Below are 18,315 nucleotides of genomic sequence, written 5' to 3' on the forward strand. Positions count from 1 at the left end.
CGGGCGCCCTGGGGCGCCCGTCTTACTGACACTGGGGATTGTCAGGTGTGCATCACTTGCCTTTTTTAGCCGGCTTGGCTGGGGCGTTGACGCTGTCACGAAGGTTCTTGCCAGGTTTGAAGGCAACGGTGTTGCTGGCCTTGATCTTCACCGGCTGGCCGGTTTGCGGGTTCTTGCCGGTGCGGGCACCACGATGGCGTTTTTCGAAGGTGCCGAAGCCGACCAAGGTGACGGTGTCCTTGTCCAGGGCACCTGTGATGCTGTCGAGAATCGCGTTCAGCACTTGGTTGGCTTTTTCCTTGGTCAGATCGGCCTTTTCGGCGATGACGGCGGCGAGTTCTGGTTTACGCATAGTGAAGCCTCTTTGACGGAATTCTTGTTGTTATGCCGTGCTGCCCGAAGAGGCAGCGCTCAAGGCACCGCAGGCTCTAATCTGCGGCAGACGGGAGTGAGAATGGCACGCCCACCGAGGCCGCGCCAGTATCTGGGCGGCCATTGTAGTGGCAACTAAAGGGTAAACCCGACAGAACGCCTGTCATTTACGCCATCAGGGGTGGTAACTGCCGATTCAGGGCCAGTTTCTCCATCACCCCGGCGCCCGTCAGGGCATAGCCCAACAACTGGCCGTCAGCATCGTGGCAGAGCACCTTGAGGTCACGACCCTCGCCGTGCACCCGCCAAATACCCTCCCGGCCCGGAGGTGGCGGCGAGACTACCAGTGGGCAGGCCGGGGTCTTCACTGTGACCGGCATCGGCCCATAACTGACTGTGGTGGGGTTGCCGGCCAGGGTCTGGGCCAAGGCACGGGCACAAGCCATCAGCGGCATCACATACAGCAGGTTGATACCGTCGACCTCGGCGCAGTCCCCCAGCGCGAAGATATTGCCGTGGGACGTACGCAACTGTCGGTCCACCACCACACCGCGATTGGTCTGCAGGCCCGCGGCAGCGGCCAGGTCGATGCGTGGGCGCAGGCCAATGGCGGACACCACCAGTTCGCAGGCGATCACGGTACCGTCCGACAGATGCGCCTCAAGCCCATCACCCGCCCGTTGCAGGCGCGTCAGCACGGGCCCCAGATGAAAGCGTACGCCCAACTCTTGCAGCCCGTCCTGTACCGCCGCGGCGGCAGCCGGATGCAGCAGGGTTGGCATCAATTGCTCGCACGGGGCCACGACATCGACCTGGTAACCACCCAAGGTCAGGTCGTTGGCGAACTCGCAGCCAATCAGCCCGGCACCCAGGATCAGTACGCGCTGCTTGCCCGCAGCGGCGGCGCGAAACCGGGCGTAGTCTTCCAGGTCATTGATCGGGAATACCCATTCACCAGCATCCCCTTCGATGGGCACTTGCACTGTCTGCGCGCCCCAGGCCAATACCAAGTCCCGATACTCGATGGCCTCCTCGCCAATCCACAGGCGCTTGTGGCCTGGGTCGATACCGCTGATGCGGGTATGGGTGCGGATTTCGGCATTGAGCTGGTCGGCCATGGCGCCAGGTTCGGCCATGCATAGGCCGTCGGCATCCTTGTGCTTGGCAAAGCCGGTGGAGAGCATTGGCTTGGAGTAGGAGCGGCCGTCGTCGGCGGTAATCAGCAGCAGCGGCGTCTGGGTATCGAGCTTGCGAAACTCACGGGCCAGGTTATAGCCCGCCAGACCAGTACCGATGATGACCACAGGGGATGACATGTCGTGCTTTCCTCGCTCTTGAACAGGTTCGATCAGCCGATGGCGATCATTTCGAAGTCACTCTTGCCGACGCCGCAGTCGGGGCACAGCCAATCTTCCGGTACATCTTCCCAACGGGTGCCCGGAGCGATGCCGTCGTCCGGCCAGCCTTCGGCTTCGTCGTAGATCAATCCGCAAACAATACACTGCCACTTTTTCATCAGGCTCGTTCCTCAGTCAGGTGGGGCTTTGTAATGGCCCAGCCAGCAGTATGCAAGCAGTCGGGGCAATCATGCTAAGCTCGCCGCCTCTCTGGTTGTAACAAGCATACCGACGTGTCGTACGAAACCCCGCAAGCAGCCGCTGCCGCGTGGCTGCCGTATTCGCAACTGGCAACCGGCCTGGGCCAGCCCATTGTTGACTGGCTGTTCGACGAAGGCTCGCTGACCCGCCGCCTGACCCATCTTTCCCAGAACCACTTCACCGTTACCCCGCTGTTCGAGGGCTGGCAAGCCCTGCGCGAGGACGAATGCCTGGCCCTGGGCATCCCCACGGGGGCCGAAGGCTGGGTGCGCGAAGTGTTCCTGCGCGGCCATGGCGAACCATGGGTCTTCGCCCGTAGCGTCTCGAGCCGCAGTGCACTGGCGCGTGGCGGCCTGGACCTGGAGTCGCTGGGCAGCCGCTCACTCGGCGAGCTACTGTTCTGCGACCAGGCATTCGTTCGCCACCCGATCGAGGCCTGCCAGTATCCACAGGCCTGGTTGCCCGCCGAAGCAGCCCAGGCAAATCTGTGGGGACGACGCTCACGCTTCGAACGCGATGGCCTCGACCTGCTGGTGGCGGAAGTCTTCCTGCCGGCGCTATGGCAAGCGGCCAAGGAGGAAATTCGCTGATGTACCTGCAAATGCTCAAGTCGCTCAATCGCGTCCATCCGCGTGCCTGGGATTTCATACAGCTCAGCCGTATGGATCGACCCATCGGTATCTACCTGCTGCTGTGGCCAACCTTGTCGGCAGTGTGGATCGCCGGCAATGGCTCGCCGACACTGGCCAACGTGCTGATCTTCGGCTTGGGGGTGGTACTGATGCGCGCCGCCGGCTGCTGCATCAACGACTTCGCCGATCGCAAAGTGGACGGCCACGTCAAGCGCACCGCCGATCGTCCCCTGGCCAGCGGCCGGGTCAGGCCACGCGAGGCCGTGGCGCTGTTCGCGATTCTGGTCGGGGTGAGTTTCCTGCTGGTGCTGTGCACCAACAGCAAGACGGTCTGGCTGTCGTTCGGGGCGGTGGCCCTGGCTTTCTGCTACCCGTTCATGAAGCGCTTCACCTACTACCCCCAAGTGGTGCTGGGCGCCGCGTATTCCTGGGGTATCCCCATGGCATTCACGGCGGCCGGTGGTGAACTGCCAGCCAGTGCCTGGCTGCTGTACATCGCCAACCTGCTATGGACGGTGGGCTACGACACCTACTACGCCATGGTCGACCGCGACGACGACTTGAAGATTGGGGTGAAATCCACCGCGATTCTGTTCGGCGAGGCCGACCGGGTCATCATCCTGAGCCTGCAGATGCTGTCGCTGGGCTGCCTGTTGCTGGCGGGAAACCGCTTCGAGCTGGGGGGCTGGTTCCACTTGGGGCTGCTGGGTGCGGCGCTGTGCTTCGCCTGGGAGTTCTGGTCGACGCGCAAGCTGGACCGCGAGTCGTGCTTCAAGGCCTTCCTGCACAATCACTGGGCGGGGATGCTGGTGTTCATTGGCGTGGTGCTGGATTACGCCTTGCGCTGAGTTCATCGCAGTCAAGCCGGCTCCTACAGGCAATGCGCGTGCCTTGTAGGAGCGGCCTTATGTCGAGAAAGGGCTGTGCAACAGCCGCAGCAGGTTCGTGATCGACGCGGCGTGTGGGCCCGCAGGACCTCAAGGCTTGGCGATGTGCCAGACGTCTTTCATGCCATCGCCGGTCTTGTCCCCGGCTTTCTTGTCCTTGATGAAGGTGTACAGCGGCTTGCCGTCATAGGCCCACTGCATTGAACCATCGTCGCGGGTGACGTGGGTCCACTTGTCCTTTGGTGCCTCATCGTCCTTCGAGACCATCAGCGGCGGCCAGTTCTTCGCACACTCACCATTGCACATCGACTTGCCACCGCTGTCCTTGTCGAAGGTGTAGAGCGTCATCCCGGCATCATCGACCCACATGCCATCTTTTTCCATGGCATGGTGGGCGGACGCCACCCCCGGGAGCGCCAGGGCAGCGAAAAGGGCCATCCAGCTCAGCGTATGTCGTGTCATTGGAATCACCATTGTTCGGGGGCTATGGGTTCGAAGAGCCGCCGCAGCGGCCCTTTGAAGCCTAGTCCAGTCATGGAATGTCGCCAGAACGGCCAACGCCCTGTCACACAGCTGCAATAATTCCGTTATCTAATGCGGGCCAAGACATCGTTCCTGGGAGAGGTTTTGAGCATGGTTGGCAGAAACATTCTGATCGTCGACGACGAGGCGCCTATCCGCGAGATGATCGCCGTTGCATTGGAAATGGCCGGCTATGACTGCCTGGAAGCGGAGAACTCGCAGCAGGCCCACGCGATCATCGTCGACCGCAAGCCCGACCTGATCCTGCTGGACTGGATGCTCCCCGGCACTTCCGGCATCGAGCTGGCTCGTCGCCTCAAGCGTGACGAGCTGACCGGGGACATCCCGATCATCATGCTCACCGCCAAAGGTGAAGAGGACAACAAGATCCAAGGCCTGGAAGTCGGCGCCGACGACTACATCACCAAGCCGTTCTCGCCGCGCGAGCTGGTGGCACGCCTGAAGGCCGTGCTGCGTCGCACCGGCCCCAGTGACAGTGAAGCCCCCATCGAAGTCGGCGGCCTGCTGCTCGACCCGATCAGCCACCGCGTGACCATCGATGGCAAGCCTGCGGAAATGGGGCCTACCGAGTACCGCCTGCTGCAGTTCTTCATGACCCACCAGGAACGCGCCTACACCCGTGGGCAACTGCTGGACCAGGTCTGGGGCGGCAACGTCTATGTCGAGGAACGCACCGTCGACGTGCATATCCGCCGCCTGCGCAAAGCCTTGGGTGAGGCCTATGAAAATCTGGTACAAACCGTCCGGGGCACGGGTTACCGCTTCTCGACCAAAAGCTGACTAACCCGCAAGCCAGCCGCACGCCGCTGTACAAGGACCGTCAATTGAACCAGAACTGGCACGCGACCCTGATTCGTCACCTGCTGCTACTGATCACCGTTTGCCTGATCGGTGGACTGATCAGTGGGTACTACGGCTGGAGCCTGGCCATTGGCCTGGCGCTTTACCTGGGTTGGACCCTCAAGCAACTGCTGCGCCTGCATGACTGGCTGCGCAACCATCAGCCCGACGAAGCTCCACCCGATGGCTACGGCCTGTGGGGCGAGGTCTTCGACAGCATCTACCACCTGCAGCGGCGCGACCAACGAGTGCGTGGCCGCCTGCAGGCAGTGATCGACCGGGTTCAGGAATCCACCGCCGCGCTGCGCGATGCAGTGATCATGCTCGACAGCGACGGCAACCTGGAATGGTGGAACCGCGCCGCTGAAACCCTGCTGGGCTTCAAGACCCCTCAGGATGGCGGACAACCCGTCACCAACCTGGTGCGTCATCCCCGTTTCAAGGAATACTTCGAGGCCGGGAACTACGCCGAGCCGCTGGAAATCCCGTCGCCGATCAACGACCGCATGCGGGTCCAGTTGCATATCACCCGTTACGGCAACAACGAGCATCTGATGCTGGTGCGCGATGTCACCCGCATTCATCAGCTCGAACAGATGCGCAAGGACTTCGTGGCCAACGTCTCGCATGAACTGCGCACCCCGCTGACGGTGATCACTGGCTATCTGGAAACGCTGCTGGACAACGTCGATGACGTGAACCCACGCTGGGGCCGGGCATTGCAGCAGATGAGCCAGCAGGGCTCACGCATGCAGACCCTGCTCAACGACCTGTTGCTGCTGGCCAAGCTGGAAGCCACGGACTACCCATCGGACAACCATCCGGTGGCTGTGGACGCCCTGCTGCAGTCGATCAAGAGCGATGCCCAGGCGCTGTCTGGCCCACGTAACCAGCGAATCAGCCTGGAAGCTGCGCCGGGCCTGCGCCTGAAGGGCAGCGAGGCGGAGCTGCGCAGCGCGTTCTCCAACCTGGTGTTCAATGCAGTCAAGTACACCCAGGACGAAGGCAGCATCCGCATCCGCTGGTGGGCCGATGAACAGGGCGCCCATCTGTCTGTGCAGGATTCAGGTGTGGGTATCGACGCCAAGCACCTGCCCCGCCTGACCGAACGTTTCTACCGGGTCGACTCCAGCCGCGCTTCCAACACCGGAGGTACCGGGCTTGGCCTGGCCATCGTCAAGCATGTGCTGATGCGCCATCGCGGCAAGCTGGAGATCAGCAGCGTTCCGGGGCATGGCAGCACCTTCACCTGTCACTTCGCACCGGCTCAATTGGCCAACGGCAAAGCTGACCAGGACTGACCTGTCGGCGAAGCGTTTGGGCGTGCAGTCGGCCCCAATAGGACCACCACCCTTTGCTTTTGCGCCCTCAGCCGCTACATTGGATCCCCTGTGCCAGCAAAAGCTGGCACTTTATTTTTTAATTTCCCAAAGACGGACCCCGTAAAAACTCCATCATGGACCCTTCCCCTGGTATCAGCCTCACCTCGTTATTCGCCGATTTCGGCATGATCATCTTCGCCCTGCTGCTGGTGCTGCTCAACGGCTTCTTCGTTGCCGCCGAGTTCGCCATGGTCAAGCTGCGCGCTACCCGCGTCGAATCCATTGCCGAACTGCACGGCTGGCGCGGCAGCATCCTGCGCAAGGTTCACAACCAGCTGGACGCCTACCTCTCGGCCTGCCAGTTGGGTATCACCCTCGCCTCCCTAGGCCTGGGCTGGGTCGGTGAGCCGGCCTTCGCCCACTTGCTCGAGCCATTGCTGGCATACATGGGTGTGGACACGCCTGAGCTGATCAAGGCGATTTCGTTCTTCGTCGCCTTCTTCGTGATCTCCTACCTGCACATCGTGGTCGGCGAGCTGGCGCCCAAGTCCTGGGCCATCCGCAAACCGGAACTGCTGTCGCTGTGGACAGCCGTGCCGCTGTACCTGTTCTACTGGCTGATGTACCCGGCCATCTATCTGCTCAACGCCAGCGCCAACACCATCCTGCGCATTGCCGGCCAGGGTGAGCCCGGCCCACACCACGAGCACCACTACAGCCGCGAGGAGCTCAAGCTCATCCTGCACTCCAGCCGAGGCCAGGACCCGAGTGACCAGGGCATGCGCGTACTCGCCTCGGCGGTCGAAATGGGCGAGCTGGAGGTGGTCGACTGGGCCAACTCGCGCGAAGACATGGTCAGCATCGACGCCCATGCGCCGCTGAGGGAGATCCTGGCCCTGGTACGCCGCCACAAGTTCAGCCGTTACCCGGTGTACGACGCCGAGCGCGAGGAGTTCACCGGACTGCTGCACATCAAGGACTTGCTGCTGGAGCTTGCCGAGCTGGAGCACCTGCCCGAGACCATCGACCTGGAAGACCTCTCCCGCCCGCTGGAGCGTGTTTCCCGGCACATGCCGCTGGCGCAACTGCTGGAGCAGTTCCGCAAGGGCGGCGCGCATTTCGTGCTGGTCGAGGAAGCCGATGGCAAGGTAATCGGCTACCTGACCATGGAAGACGTGCTGGAAGTGCTGGTCGGCGACATCCAGGACGAACACCGCAAGACCGAACGCGGCATCCTCGCCTACCAGCCGGGCAAACTGCTGGTGCGTGGCGATACACCGCTGTTCAAGGTCGAGCGCCTGTTGGGCATCGACCTGGACCATATCGAGGCAGAAACCCTGGCTGGCCTGGTGTACGAGACGCTCAAGCGGGTACCTGAGGAAGAAGAAGTGCTGGAGGTCGAGGGGCTGCGTATCATCATCAAGAAGATGAAAGGGCCAAAGATCGTGCTGGCCAAGGTGCTCAAGCTGGATTGACCGACCGTGGCGCCACCCGGCAAGCCGACTCCCGAACCTGCAGGAGCCGGCTTGCCGACGGTGAAGCCCACACCCTCCTCAAGGGTTGCCAGCGGTAAAATCCGGCAGCCCGCCAATCGGCCGGTCGAACTGAAAGGGTATCGACTCCAGCGCCAGCCCCACATTGCGTTGCACCACGAAATGCAGATGTGGCCCGGTGCTGTTGCCCGTGTTGCCCGACTTGGCCAAGGCCTGCCCTACTACCACCTGTTGCCCCTCAGCGACCACCACCGACCCGCGCATCAGGTGCAGGTAGACGCCCATGGTGCCGTCCGGGTGCAGAATACGCACGAAGTTGCCCGACGGGTTGGTGCCCCGCCCACTCTGGTTGTTCTCGATCCTGACCACCACCCCACCCCGCGCAGCGATGATCGGCGTGCCCTCTGGCATGGCGATGTCCATGGCATAGCGCCCCTTAGGGCCGAAGTGGCTGAAACGGCCATTGGGCCCCTGGGTCAAGCGGAACGGTCCGCCTTTCCAGGGGAAGGGATATCGGTAAGCCAGCGAGCGCTGAGTGGGGTCTCCCATGGCGTACTGGAACTGGCTGACATACTTGAGCGGCCCGCCCGGCGCCGCCAGCACCGAGCTCAACGTTTTGCTCGAACGCGGGCCGACGATGGCGCGCACGGTGCGGGGCGCGTTGCCGCCAAAGGCGTTGGCCAGCTTGTCGATACGCAGCTCGACCTGCATCGGTACGTACAGGTCATTTCGCACGACAAAGCGCACACCGCCAGGAAAGGTCTCGGTCTGCAAACGCACCTTGCCCTCGATCCGTTCGAGCATCGGCTCACGCAGCTCGAAGGTTTTCGCGCCGGGGCTGTAACGGTCGGAGTACGAGACCACGCCGAAATTGTCGACGGTCTTGTAGATGGTCATGCCCAGGCTCGACGCCGAAGCCGTGAGCAAGGCACAGAACAGCAGCAGGCGAGAGGCTGGCATGATAGTGGCTTTTTGACAGTTATTGTCTGTCGAAGCCTAGCAGGGGGATTTGGCCGATGGGCTGCAGTTGGTCGGGTGAACAGCCAGCACCCGACAAGCCGGCACCTGGTGGTCGTGCAACCCAAGGCGCCAGCTTATCGACGATGGGCTCAGGCCCCCGGAGTGAAATGCTTCTGCTGGGTGCCGCGCGCGATCAGGCGCGACAGGTAATCCAGCTTCTGTGCATCCTGATCGACGAACTTGAACGTCAATTGCAGCCAATCACTCTCTGGTTTCGGTTCCAGAGCCGCAATCGCATGCAAGTAGCCGTTCAAACGTGCCACCTCGGCGTTCTCGCCCTGCTCCAGGTCCAACACCGCACCTTCTAGCACTTGTGGCAGGACCGCACTACGCCGAACCACCAGCAAGGCTTCCTTTAGGCTCAAGGCCTTGATCACACAAGGCTGTGTACCGCTGGACAACCGCAGCTGCCCCTGACCACGGCCCGTCTGCGCAGCAGCAGCGGCGGTAGTGGGGGTTGGCGCGTTGATCAAGGGTTTGGCAGGGGCCGGGGCTGAGGCAGGCGCGGGCGCCGAGACCTTGGCCGCTTCAGGCTTGCCGCCAGTCAGGGCGCTCAACGAGTCGTTGGCGAATGCCGAGTTGACCCGTGCCTGCGCACCCGCCACCAGGCCTTCGAGTTTGCCGATCTTGGTCAGCGCCTTTTTTACCTTGGTCAGCAGCTGCTCGTTGGTGAACGGCTTGCCGACGAAGTCTGAGACGCCGGCCTGAATGGCCTGGATCACGTTCTCCTTGTCACCACGGCTGGTTACCATGATGAACTGCAGGTTCTTCATCTCGGGCTGCTGACGGCACCAGGTCAGCAGTTCCAAACCGGACATTTCCGGCATCTCCCAGTCGCACAGCACCAGGTCGAACGGTTCTTTGCTCAGCATGGTCATGGCCTTGCGGCCGTTGACCGCATCGTCGATGACCATGCCGGGGAAGGCATTGCGCAAGCATTTCCTCACCAGGTCACGAATGAACGGTGCGTCATCCACGACCAGCACATTGACTTTACTCATCGATACTCCTCTTGAATCCCGGCTAGCATAACGCTGACTGATGGCCATTTGCCAAAACATGGACCACGCCGGGAGTTCTTCACATCATTCGCGGGTGCCTGCTGGCTGCTCGACCGCAAACGAAAACGCCCGGCACAGGCCGGGCGTTGAGGCTCGGGAGCAATCCTATTTATCGTCCGCTCCGGCCGGAACATTAGCGCTATCGGCCGTTCCTTCGACTTCCTCTTTCATGCGCTTGAGGCCCAGGTGGCGCACATCAGTGCCGCGCACCAGATAGATCACCAGCTCCGAGATGTTGCGCGCGTGGTCGCCGATGCGTTCCAGCGAACGCAGGGCCCAGATAACACTCAGTACCCGCGAGATCGAGCGCGGGTCTTCCATCATGTAGGTCACCAGCTCGCGCAGCGCGGTCTTGTACTCGCGGTCGATGGTCTTGTCGTACTGAGCCACCGACAATGCCAGGTCGGCGTCGAAGCGGGCGAACGCATCCAGCGCGTCACGCACCATGTTGCGCACCTGGTCGCCGATATGGCGAACCTCGACATAGCCACGCGGCGATTCGCCCTCCTCGCACAGCTGGATGGCACGGCGGGCGATCTTGGTCGACTCGTCACCAATGCGCTCCAGGTCGATCACCGACTTGGAAATGCTGATGATCAGGCGCAGGTCGGACGCGGCAGGCTGACGGCGAGCGAGGATGCGCACGCACTCCTCGTCGATGTTGCGCTCCATCTGGTTGATCTGCTCGTCCACTTCGCGCACTTGCTGGGCCAGGCCCGAGTCGGCCTCGATCAGCGCGGTAACGGCGTCGTTGACCTGCTTCTCGACCAGGCCACCCATGGCCAGCAGGTGGCTGCGCACCTCTTCGAGCTCGGCGTTGAACTGCTGGGAAATGTGATGCGTAAGGCTTTCTTTGTTGATCATCGTCTCGCTCCGCGAAGAAGCTGCAAGCTTCAAGAAGTTCGTGTCGTTCCCTGGCTTCGGTTGTTAGCCGTAGCGACCGGTGATGTAGTCTTCGGTCTGCTTCTTCGCCGGGTTGGTGAACAGGGTGTCGGTATCCCCGAATTCGACCAGTTTGCCCATGTACATGAACGCGGTGTAGTCCGAGACACGGGCCGCCTGCTGCATGTTGTGGGTCACGATGACGATGGTGTACTTGGATTTCAGCTCGTAGATCAGCTCTTCGACCTTCAGGGTCGAGATCGGGTCCAGTGCCGAGCATGGCTCGTCGAGCAGCAGCACTTCCGGTTCTACCGCGATGGTGCGGGCGATGACCAGACGCTGCTGCTGACCGCCAGAGAGGCCCAGTGCCGATTCGTGCAGGCGGTCCTTCACCTCATCCCAGAGGGCAGCGCCCTTGAGTGCCCATTCGACAGCCTCATCGAGCACACGCTTCTTGTTGATGCCCTGGATGCGCAGGCCGTAGACCACGTTCTCGTAGATGGTCTTGGGGAACGGGTTGGGCTTCTGGAACACCATGCCCACACGGCGACGCAGCTCCGCCACGTCTTCGCCCTTGCGGTAAATGTTGTTGCCGTACAGGTTGATCGCGCCTTCCACGCGGCAACCGTCAACCAGGTCGTTCATGCGGTTGAAGGTACGCAGCAGGGTCGACTTGCCGCAACCGGACGGGCCGATGAAGGCGGTCACGCGCTGCTTGGGGATATTCATCTGCACATCGAACAGCGCTTGCTTCTCGCCATAGAACAGAGACAGGCCCGGTACTTCGATGGCCACGGTTTCTTCGGCCAGGCGCAGGCTCTGCTTGTCGCGGCCCAGGGCCGACATGTCGATGCCGTGGGCGTGGGATTCATGCTGCATGGTCAACTCCATACGCTATCAATGCGTTTCAAAGGGCCGCCCGACGGGCGGGCGGCACGCTTGCAATCAGGTTCAGCTGTCGAGAGCCTTGTACTTCTCGCGCAGGTGGTTACGGATCCACACCGCCGAGAGGTTTAGGGTGGCGATCACCAGCACCAGCAGCAGCGCGGTGGCGTACACCAACGGCCGCGCGGCCTCGACGTTAGGGCTCTGGAAGCCGACGTCGTAGATGTGGAAGCCCAGGTGCATGATCTTTTGATCCAGGTGCAGGTACGGGTAGTTGCCGTCAACCGGCAGCGACGGTGCCAGTTTCACCACACCCACCAGCATCAGCGGCGCGACCTCACCGGCAGCGCGGGCCACCGCGAGGATCATGCCGGTCATCATGGCCGGGCTGGCCATCGGCAGGACAATTTTCCACAGGGTCTCGGCCTTGGTCGCACCCAAGGCCAGGGAGCCTTCGCGCACGGTACGTGGAATGCGCGCCAGGCCTTCCTCGGTGGCCACGATCACCACGGGCACGGCCAGCAGTGCCAAGGTCAACGAGGCCCACAGCAGGCCCGGAGTACCCAGGGTCGGTGCCGGCAGCGCTTCGGGGAAGAACAGACGGTCGATCGAACCGCCCAGCACGTAGACGAAGAAGCCCAGTCCGAACACGCCGTAGACGATGGCCGGAACACCCGCCAGGTTGTTCACCGCAATACGAATCAGGCGGGTCACCGGTCCCTGCTTGGCGTACTCGCGCAGGTAAACGGCGGCCAGCACACCGAACGGGGTGACGATCACGGCCATGATCAGGGTCATCATCACGGTACCGAAGATGGCTGGGAAGATACCGCCTTCAGTGTTGGCTTCACGCGGGTCGTCGCTGAGGAACTCCCAGACCTTGGCGAAGTAGGTGCCCATCTTCGTCATGCCGGACATGGCGTTCGGCTGGATGGCATGTACCACTTTGCTCAGGTTGATCTCGACTTCGCGGCCATTACCGTCACGCGCCACCAGGCTGTCACGGGCAAAAGCCTGGTGCAGACTGGTCAGTCGGTCTTCGATGGCCTTGTAGCGGCTGTTCAGCTCGGCACGCTCGGCGTCCATGTCTGCTTGGGCAGCGGCGTCCAGTTTGCCGTCCAGCTCCAGTTTACGGGCATGCAGGCGCAGGCGTTCGAGGCCATGGTTGATGGCACCAATGTCTTTCTTCTCGAGGCTCTGCAGCTCGCTGTTGAGCTGGTTGGCGCGCTTGAGGCGAGTCTGTAGCTCGTTCCAGGCCGCAGGGCCTTCGGCGACGACCTTGCCCTCTTCCTTGACGCTGACCAGGTAGCCGTAGAAGTTGCCCCACTCGCGACGTTCCAGGGCGATCAGGTCGACCGGCTTCTGCTCGTCGACCAGCCATTCGCCGACCACCCAGGTGAAGTCGCTGCCATTGAGGTCGCGGTTACCGACCTTGATCAGCTCGCGGGTCATGAACTCCGGCCCCTCGTCCGGTACTGGCAAGCCAGCACCCTTGAGACGGGCACGCGGGACTTCTTCTTTCTGTACCACTTCACCGATGACGATATGGTCGGCCTGGCCCGGCACCTTGTAGGTGGCCTGGACCAGGTCGGCCGGCCAGAAGTGGCCCAGGCCGCGCACGGCGATCACCGCCAGCAGGCCGACGGTCATGATCACCGCCATGGCGACCGCGCCACCGCTGATCCAGACGCCTGGGGCGCCGCTCTTGAACCAGCTTTTGAGGGAATCCTTTTTCACGGATCTCTACCTTCCTATCAAAGCGACGAGTATTTCTTGCGCAGACGCTGGCGAATCAGCTCGGCCAAGGTGTTCATGATGAAGGTGAACATCAGCAGCACGAGGGCAGCGAGGAACAGCACACGGTAGTGGCTGCCGCCGACTTCGGATTCAGGCATTTCCACCGCCACGTTGGCGGCCAGGGTGCGCATGCCTTCGAACAGGTTCAGCTCCATCACCGGGGTGTTGCCGGTGGCCATGAGCACGATCATGGTCTCGCCAACCGCACGGCCCATGCCGATCATCAGCGCCGAGAAGATACCCGGGCTGGCGGTGAGGATGACCACGCGGGTCAGGGTCTGCCACGGTGTCGCACCCAGGGCCAGGGAGCCCAGGGTCAGGCTGCGCGGCACGCTGAACACGGCGTCTTCGGCGATGGAGTAGATGTTCGGAATGACCGCGAAGCCCATGGCGATACCAACTACCAGGGCGTTGCGCTGGTCGTAGGTGATGCCCAGGTCGTTGGTGATCCACAGGCGCATGTCGCCGCCGAAGAACCAGGTCTCCATGAACGGGCTCATGTACAGGGCGAACCAACCGATCACCAGGATCACCGGGATCAGGATCGCGGCTTCCCAGCCGTCTGGAATACGCAGGCGGATCGACTCAGGCAGACGGCTCCAGGTGAAGCCTGTGAGGAGAATACCAAGGGGCATGATCACGAACAGGCTGAACACACCTGGCAGGTGGCCTTCCAGGTACGGGGCCAGGAACAGACCGGCGAAGAAGCCCAGGATCACCGTCGGCATCGCTTCCATCAGTTCGATCACCGGCTTGACCTTGCGGCGCATGCCCGGGGCCATGAAGTAAGCGGTGTAGATGGCGGCGGCGATGGCCAGTGGAGCAGCCAGGATCATCGCGTAGAAGGCGGCCTTCAGAGTACCGAAGGTCAGCGGCGACAGGCTCAGCTTGGGTTCGAAATCGGTGTTCGATGCGGTCGACTGCCATACATACTTCGGCTCGTCGTAGTTTTCGTACCAGACCTTGCCCCACAGCGCGCTGAAGGAAATTTCAGGGTGCGGGTTCTTTAGGCTCAGTGGCAGCAGCTTGCCACCTTCCTCGATGATGATGCGGTTGGCGCGCGGCGACAGCGCCAGGATACCCGGGCCTTCAGCCGCTGGCTCGACCAACAGGGTTCGGTGCGCAGTGCTGTGGAACACGCCCAGTTTGCCTGCCGCATCCAGCGCAATGAAGCCCTTGCGGCGCTCCTCGGCGTCGATCTGGACGACAGGCGCGTTGCCCATCTGGAAGCTGCGGATCAGCTTGAAGCGCGATTCGCCATCGGGGTCACGCGCCATGAACCACTGGCTCAGCCCCCCCTTGGAGTCACCGAAGATCAGCGAGATGCCGCCGACCAGCTGGGCAGTGGCTGTGATTTCGGCCTGGCCGTCTTCAAGCAGCTTGTAGCGGCCATTGAGGCTTTTCTCACGCAGGCTGAAGACGTCGGCAGTGGCGCGACCGTTGATCACGTACAGCCACTGCTGACGCGGGTCGATGAAGATGTTCTTCACCACTTCGGTCATCTGCGGCAGTTCGATGCGGTTCTGCTCGGTGGTAACCTCGCCGGTCATCATGTTCTCGGTGCTCGTCAGCTCGACCACCTGCAGGTGCGAACCGGTGGAACCAGCCAGCAGCAAGGTCTCGCCATTGAGGTTCACGCTTACGTGCTCGAGCGGACGACCCTCGTCATCGAGCACGAACGGCGCCTGGCCGTACGGGAAGTCGATGTCGGGGGTAATGGTTTTCTTGTTGTCCGGGTAGGTGATCTTGTAGGTGTGGTGGAACACCAACGCCTGGCCGTTGGACAACCCCAACACCACCAGCGGGCTGCCCGGCTGGTCGGTACTGATCGAGCTGACCTGGGTGCCAGCTGGCAACGGCAGGTCGACGCGCTTCACTTCGGCACCGGTCTTGGAGTCAAAGAACAGCGCCTGCCCCTTGTCGGAAACCCGCATGCCCACCAGGTTCTGCTCTTCAAGCGCGATCATCAGCGGCTTGCCGGCGTCCTGCTGCAACCAGGTCGGCTCCAGGGCCTTCTTGCTGGTCAGCTCGGCGCCCTGGAACAGTGGCAGCACCACATAGGCCAGGTAGAAGAAGATCAGGGTAATGGCTGCCAATACGGCAAGCCCGCCCACCAGTACATACCAGCGGGTCAGGCGATCCTTGAGGGCGCGCATGCGGCGCTTGCGTTGCAGCTCCGGCGTATTGAAGTCAATCCGCACGGGAGGGGAATTTTGGGTCATTGTGGAGTTGGCCAGATCATTCATGCGCACACCCTAGCGGTCCCGTATGACAAAAACATGACAGTGCGTTGACGCACAAAAGCCCGCCGCTCAGGAACCCTGGCTTCGGACTGGGAATTCGTGGAAAAGGCCGGCATCCGCGCCGACCTCTTCCTCAGTTACTTACTTCTTTGCAACGTTACCTGCGTGGGACAGGCCCAGGTCAGCCAGGGTCTTGTCGACCACTTTGGCCGGCAGCGGGATGTAGCCATCCTTCACCACGACCTGCTGACCAGCTTGCGACAGGACCAGCTTCACGAACTCGGCTTCCAGCGGGGCCAGAGGCTTGTTCGGGGCCTTGTTGACGTAGACGTACAGGAAACGCGACAGCGGGTAAGTGCCGTTCAGGGCGTTGGCTTCGTTGTCCTCGATGAACTCGCCGCCTTCTTTCTTGGCCAGGGCTACGGTCTTGACGCTGGCGGTCTTGTAGCCGATGCCCGAGTAGCCGATGCCGTTGAGCGAGGAGCTGATCGACTGCACGACCGAAGCCGAGCCAGGCTGTTCGTTGACGTTAGGCTTGAAGTCGCCTTTGCACAGGGCTTCTTCCTTGAAGTAGCCGTAGGTGCCGGACACCGAGTTACGACCGAACAGCTGAACCGGCTTGTTGGCCAGGTCGCCGGTCACGCCCAGGTCGCCCCAAGTCTTGACGTCGGCCTTGCCGCCGCAAAGGCGGGTCGAGGAGAAGATCGCATCGACCTGGGCCATGGTCAGGCCTTTGATCGGGTTGTCCTTGTGTACGAACACGGCGAGGGCGTCGACGGCAACCGGGATGGCGGTCGGCTTGTAGCCGTACTTCTGCTCGAAGGCCTGCAGCTCGACATCCTTCATCTTGCGGCTCATCGGGCCGAGGTTGGCGGTGCCTTCGGTCAGCGCAGGTGGCGCGGTGGAGGAGCCGGCAGCCTGGATCTGGATGTTTACGTTCGGATATTCCTTCTTGTAGGCCTCGGCCCACAGAGTCATCAGGTTCGCGAGGGTATCGGAACCGACGCTGGAGAGGTTGCCCGATACACCGGTGGTCTTGGTGTAGGTCGGGATCGCAGGATCGACAGCGGCTACCGCATTGGCGGTTGCAACGCCAGCGGCGGCAAAGGTGAGGGCCGCCATCAAACGCTTCAGTTTCATGCCTTGCTCCTAGCAGGAATATTGGGGGTGTTGGATGGATCGGGCCCAAGTATCTGCAGGCCGCATGAACACGATATGACTTCAATGTGACAATTGGATGAAAGGCCATCACCGGTTGCCGGGATGGCCTTTTCAGGATGTTTCAGAAAGGGGGAACCTTATCGCTGGCAAGCCGGCACCTACAGGGTCGGGGCTTGCCAGCGATCGGAGCGGTACCTCTGCCAATCAGCGTTTGTTGGCGAGCAAATAAAGGCCCACGACCAGACCAACGGCGCACAACCCCGCCACATAGTAGGCGGGCGCCATCGGGCTGACCTTCAGCAGCGCAGTGACCACCATTGGCGTCAAGCCGCCGAAGATGGCGTATGCCACGTTGTAAGAGAACGACAGGCCACTGAAACGCACCACCGGCGGGAAGGCTTTGACCATTACGTAAGGCACCGCCCCGATCACGCCCACGCACAGGCCAGTGACGGCATACAACGGGAACAGCAGGTCAGGCCGGACCGGCAGGCTGTGATAGAAGGTCCAGGAGCTTGCCAGCAGCAGCAGACTGCCAACCACGAACACGCGGCCCGCGCCGAAGCGGTCGGCCAGGCTGCCGGCACCGATGCAACCGAGGCTGAGCAGCACGATCGCCAGGCTGTTGGCCTTGAGCGAGTCGGTGGGGCTGATGTGGTAGATGCTCTGCAGCAACGCCGGAGTCATCAGGATCACCACGACGATACCCGCCGACAGCATCCAGGTCAGCAGCATGGACAGGATGATCGGGCCACGGTGATCGCGCAGTACCGCGCGCAATGGCAGCTCTTCGGCCAGTGCCTTGCGTTCCTGCATTTCGGCGAACACCGGGGTTTCATGCAGCCAACGACGCAGGTACACCGAGAACAGGCCGAACACGCCACCGAGCAGGAATGGGATACGCCAGGCGTAGCCGGCGACTTCCTCGGCGCTGTACACGCTGTTGATCAGGGTCGCGACCAGCGAACCCAGCAGGATGCCGGCGGTAAGCCCCGCAGTCAGGGTGCCGCAGGCATAACCTGTGTTGCGCGCTGGTACGTGCTCGGAGACGAATACCCACGCACCCGGCACCTCACCACCAATGGCCGCGCCCTGGATGACGCGCATCAGCAGCAGCAGGATGGGTGCCCACATGCCAATTTGCGCGTAGGTCGGCAGCAGGCCCATGACCAAGGTTGGCAGCGCCATCATGAAAATGCTCAAGGTGAACATCTTCTTGCGACCCAGCAGGTCGCCGAAGTGGGCCATGATGATCCCGCCCAGCGGCCGCGCCAGGTAGCCGGCGGCAAAGATGCCGAACGTTTGCATCAGGCGCAGCCACTCAGGCATGTCGGCCGGGAAGAACAGCTTGCCGACCACGGTGGCAAAGAATACGAAGATGATGAAGTCGTAGAACTCCAGCGCTCCGCCAAGGGCGGACAGTGAGAGAGTCTTGTAGTCACTGCGGGTCAGCGGCCGCGAAGGCTGCTCGATACTGCTGGGCACGGAGGTCATCGCTCGTTGTTCTCTTGTAGGTCATGCAGACCGCTTGGCACGCGGCTTCTGGATTGGGAGACAGGCGAAGATAGCAAATTGCCGA

The 18,315-nt window shown here is 62.0% G+C and carries 17 protein-coding genes; 5 read left to right on the plus strand and 12 right to left on the minus strand.

Annotated elements, in window-relative coordinates; translation table 11 throughout:
* Positions 1–52: 52 nt before the first annotated feature.
* The 3 genes from P3R38_RS24590 to P3R38_RS24600 form a co-directional block, all read right to left on the minus strand.
* Complete coding sequence (locus P3R38_RS24590; RefSeq protein ID WP_016394014.1) at positions 53–352, minus strand: HU family DNA-binding protein; 300 nt, start codon at positions 350–352, stop codon at positions 53–55.
* 187 nt (positions 353–539) lie between these two features.
* Entirely contained in the window at positions 540–1,688 is a 1,149-nt protein-coding gene (locus P3R38_RS24595; protein ID WP_027906660.1) for an FAD-dependent oxidoreductase, read from the minus strand.
* A gap of 32 nt (positions 1,689–1,720) precedes the next feature.
* Complete coding sequence (locus tag P3R38_RS24600; RefSeq protein ID WP_011536423.1) at positions 1,721–1,888, minus strand: rubredoxin; 168 nt, start codon at positions 1,886–1,888, stop codon at positions 1,721–1,723.
* A gap of 114 nt (positions 1,889–2,002) precedes the next feature.
* On the opposite strand from P3R38_RS24600, the gene P3R38_RS24605 reads away from it, so the two are divergent.
* Positions 2,003–2,560, plus strand: a complete 558-nt coding sequence (locus tag P3R38_RS24605; protein WP_277686682.1) for a chorismate lyase — start codon at positions 2,003–2,005, stop codon at positions 2,558–2,560.
* A complete protein-coding gene (gene ubiA / locus P3R38_RS24610; protein ID WP_023383053.1) occupies positions 2,560–3,450 on the plus strand; it encodes a 4-hydroxybenzoate octaprenyltransferase in 891 nt (296 codons plus the stop codon). The genes P3R38_RS24605 and ubiA overlap by 1 nt, the downstream gene beginning before the upstream one ends.
* Before the next feature lie 129 nt (positions 3,451–3,579).
* Here the strand turns inward: ubiA and P3R38_RS24615 are convergent, their stop codons facing one another.
* Positions 3,580–3,951, minus strand: coding sequence for a hypothetical protein (locus tag P3R38_RS24615; protein WP_023383054.1), 372 nt, complete (start codon positions 3,949–3,951; stop codon positions 3,580–3,582).
* A 171-nt stretch (positions 3,952–4,122) separates the two neighbouring features.
* Here P3R38_RS24615 and phoB point away from each other — a divergent pair, with 171 nt between their 5' ends.
* From phoB to P3R38_RS24630, 3 genes are all read left to right on the plus strand, one after another.
* Positions 4,123–4,812: a phosphate regulon transcriptional regulator PhoB gene (phoB, locus tag P3R38_RS24620; protein ID WP_003253341.1), complete on the plus strand. Its 690-nt coding sequence runs from the start codon at positions 4,123–4,125 to the stop codon at positions 4,810–4,812.
* Positions 4,813–4,856: 44 nt separating this feature from the next.
* Positions 4,857–6,173, plus strand: a complete 1,317-nt coding sequence (gene phoR, locus P3R38_RS24625) for a phosphate regulon sensor histidine kinase PhoR (protein WP_023383055.1) — start codon at positions 4,857–4,859, stop codon at positions 6,171–6,173.
* A 155-nt stretch (positions 6,174–6,328) separates the two neighbouring features.
* The gene (locus P3R38_RS24630) at positions 6,329–7,669 is read left to right on the plus strand and encodes a hemolysin family protein (RefSeq protein WP_023383056.1); all 1,341 of its coding nucleotides are present in this window, start codon (positions 6,329–6,331) and stop codon (positions 7,667–7,669) included.
* Positions 7,670–7,747: 78 nt separating this feature from the next.
* On the opposite strand, the gene P3R38_RS24635 is transcribed toward P3R38_RS24630, so the two are convergent.
* The 8 genes from P3R38_RS24635 to P3R38_RS24670 all read right to left on the minus strand — a co-directional run bounded on the left by P3R38_RS24635 (position 7,748) and on the right by P3R38_RS24670 (position 18,230).
* Positions 7,748–8,647 (minus strand): peptidoglycan DD-metalloendopeptidase family protein, encoded by a 900-nt coding sequence (locus P3R38_RS24635; RefSeq protein ID WP_023383057.1) that lies wholly within the window; start codon positions 8,645–8,647, stop codon positions 7,748–7,750.
* A 149-nt stretch (positions 8,648–8,796) separates the two neighbouring features.
* The gene (locus P3R38_RS24640) at positions 8,797–9,708 is read right to left on the minus strand and encodes a response regulator (protein WP_023383058.1); all 912 of its coding nucleotides are present in this window, start codon (positions 9,706–9,708) and stop codon (positions 8,797–8,799) included.
* A 165-nt stretch (positions 9,709–9,873) separates the two neighbouring features.
* The gene (gene phoU / locus P3R38_RS24645; RefSeq protein ID WP_023383059.1) at positions 9,874–10,632 is read right to left on the minus strand and encodes a phosphate signaling complex protein PhoU; all 759 of its coding nucleotides are present in this window, start codon (positions 10,630–10,632) and stop codon (positions 9,874–9,876) included.
* 63 nt (positions 10,633–10,695) lie between these two features.
* Positions 10,696–11,529 (minus strand): phosphate ABC transporter ATP-binding protein PstB, encoded by an 834-nt coding sequence (gene pstB, locus P3R38_RS24650; RefSeq protein ID WP_023383060.1) that lies wholly within the window; start codon positions 11,527–11,529, stop codon positions 10,696–10,698.
* 72 nt (positions 11,530–11,601) lie between these two features.
* On the minus strand, positions 11,602–13,272 hold the full coding sequence (gene pstA / locus P3R38_RS24655; protein ID WP_023383061.1) for a phosphate ABC transporter permease PstA: 1,671 nt from the start codon (positions 13,270–13,272) through the stop codon (positions 11,602–11,604).
* 17 nt (positions 13,273–13,289) lie between these two features.
* The gene (locus P3R38_RS24660) at positions 13,290–15,578 is read right to left on the minus strand and encodes an ABC transporter permease subunit (protein ID WP_023383062.1); all 2,289 of its coding nucleotides are present in this window, start codon (positions 15,576–15,578) and stop codon (positions 13,290–13,292) included.
* Positions 15,579–15,716: 138 nt separating this feature from the next.
* Positions 15,717–16,715, minus strand: coding sequence for a phosphate ABC transporter substrate-binding protein PstS (locus P3R38_RS24665; protein ID WP_003258169.1), 999 nt, complete (start codon positions 16,713–16,715; stop codon positions 15,717–15,719).
* A 225-nt stretch (positions 16,716–16,940) separates the two neighbouring features.
* Positions 16,941–18,230: an MFS transporter gene (locus tag P3R38_RS24670; RefSeq protein WP_023383063.1), complete on the minus strand. Its 1,290-nt coding sequence runs from the start codon at positions 18,228–18,230 to the stop codon at positions 16,941–16,943.
* Between the last annotated feature and the right edge of the window lie 85 nt (positions 18,231–18,315).

The sequence above is a fragment of the Pseudomonas sp. NyZ480 genome (genome assembly GCF_029537255.1).
Classification (GTDB): domain Bacteria; phylum Pseudomonadota; class Gammaproteobacteria; order Pseudomonadales; family Pseudomonadaceae; genus Aquipseudomonas; species Aquipseudomonas taiwanensis.

Excerpts from the sequence above, each read along its gene's own strand:
- P3R38_RS24590 (WP_016394014.1), bottom strand. The coding sequence starts at position 352 with ATGCGTAAACCAGAACTCGCCGCCGTCATCGCCGAAAAGGCCGATCTG.
- P3R38_RS24595 (WP_027906660.1), bottom strand. The coding sequence starts at position 1,688 with ATGTCATCCCCTGTGGTCATCATCGGTACTGGTCTGGCGGGCTATAAC.
- P3R38_RS24600 (WP_011536423.1), bottom strand. The coding sequence starts at position 1,888 with ATGAAAAAGTGGCAGTGTATTGTTTGCGGATTGATCTACGACGAAGCC.
- ubiA (WP_023383053.1), top strand. The coding sequence starts at position 2,560 with ATGTACCTGCAAATGCTCAAGTCGCTCAATCGCGTCCATCCGCGTGCC.
- P3R38_RS24615 (WP_023383054.1), bottom strand. The coding sequence starts at position 3,951 with ATGACACGACATACGCTGAGCTGGATGGCCCTTTTCGCTGCCCTGGCG.
- phoB (WP_003253341.1), top strand. The coding sequence starts at position 4,123 with ATGGTTGGCAGAAACATTCTGATCGTCGACGACGAGGCGCCTATCCGC.
- P3R38_RS24630 (WP_023383056.1), top strand. The coding sequence starts at position 6,329 with ATGGACCCTTCCCCTGGTATCAGCCTCACCTCGTTATTCGCCGATTTC.
- P3R38_RS24635 (WP_023383057.1), bottom strand. The coding sequence starts at position 8,647 with ATGCCAGCCTCTCGCCTGCTGCTGTTCTGTGCCTTGCTCACGGCTTCG.
- P3R38_RS24640 (WP_023383058.1), bottom strand. The coding sequence starts at position 9,708 with ATGAGTAAAGTCAATGTGCTGGTCGTGGATGACGCACCGTTCATTCGT.
- phoU (WP_023383059.1), bottom strand. The coding sequence starts at position 10,632 with ATGATCAACAAAGAAAGCCTTACGCATCACATTTCCCAGCAGTTCAAC.
- pstB (WP_023383060.1), bottom strand. The coding sequence starts at position 11,529 with ATGCAGCATGAATCCCACGCCCACGGCATCGACATGTCGGCCCTGGGC.
- P3R38_RS24660 (WP_023383062.1), bottom strand. The coding sequence starts at position 15,578 with ATGAATGATCTGGCCAACTCCACAATGACCCAAAATTCCCCTCCCGTG.
- P3R38_RS24665 (WP_003258169.1), bottom strand. The coding sequence starts at position 16,715 with ATGAAACTGAAGCGTTTGATGGCGGCCCTCACCTTTGCCGCCGCTGGC.
- P3R38_RS24670 (WP_023383063.1), bottom strand. The coding sequence starts at position 18,230 with ATGACCTCCGTGCCCAGCAGTATCGAGCAGCCTTCGCGGCCGCTGACC.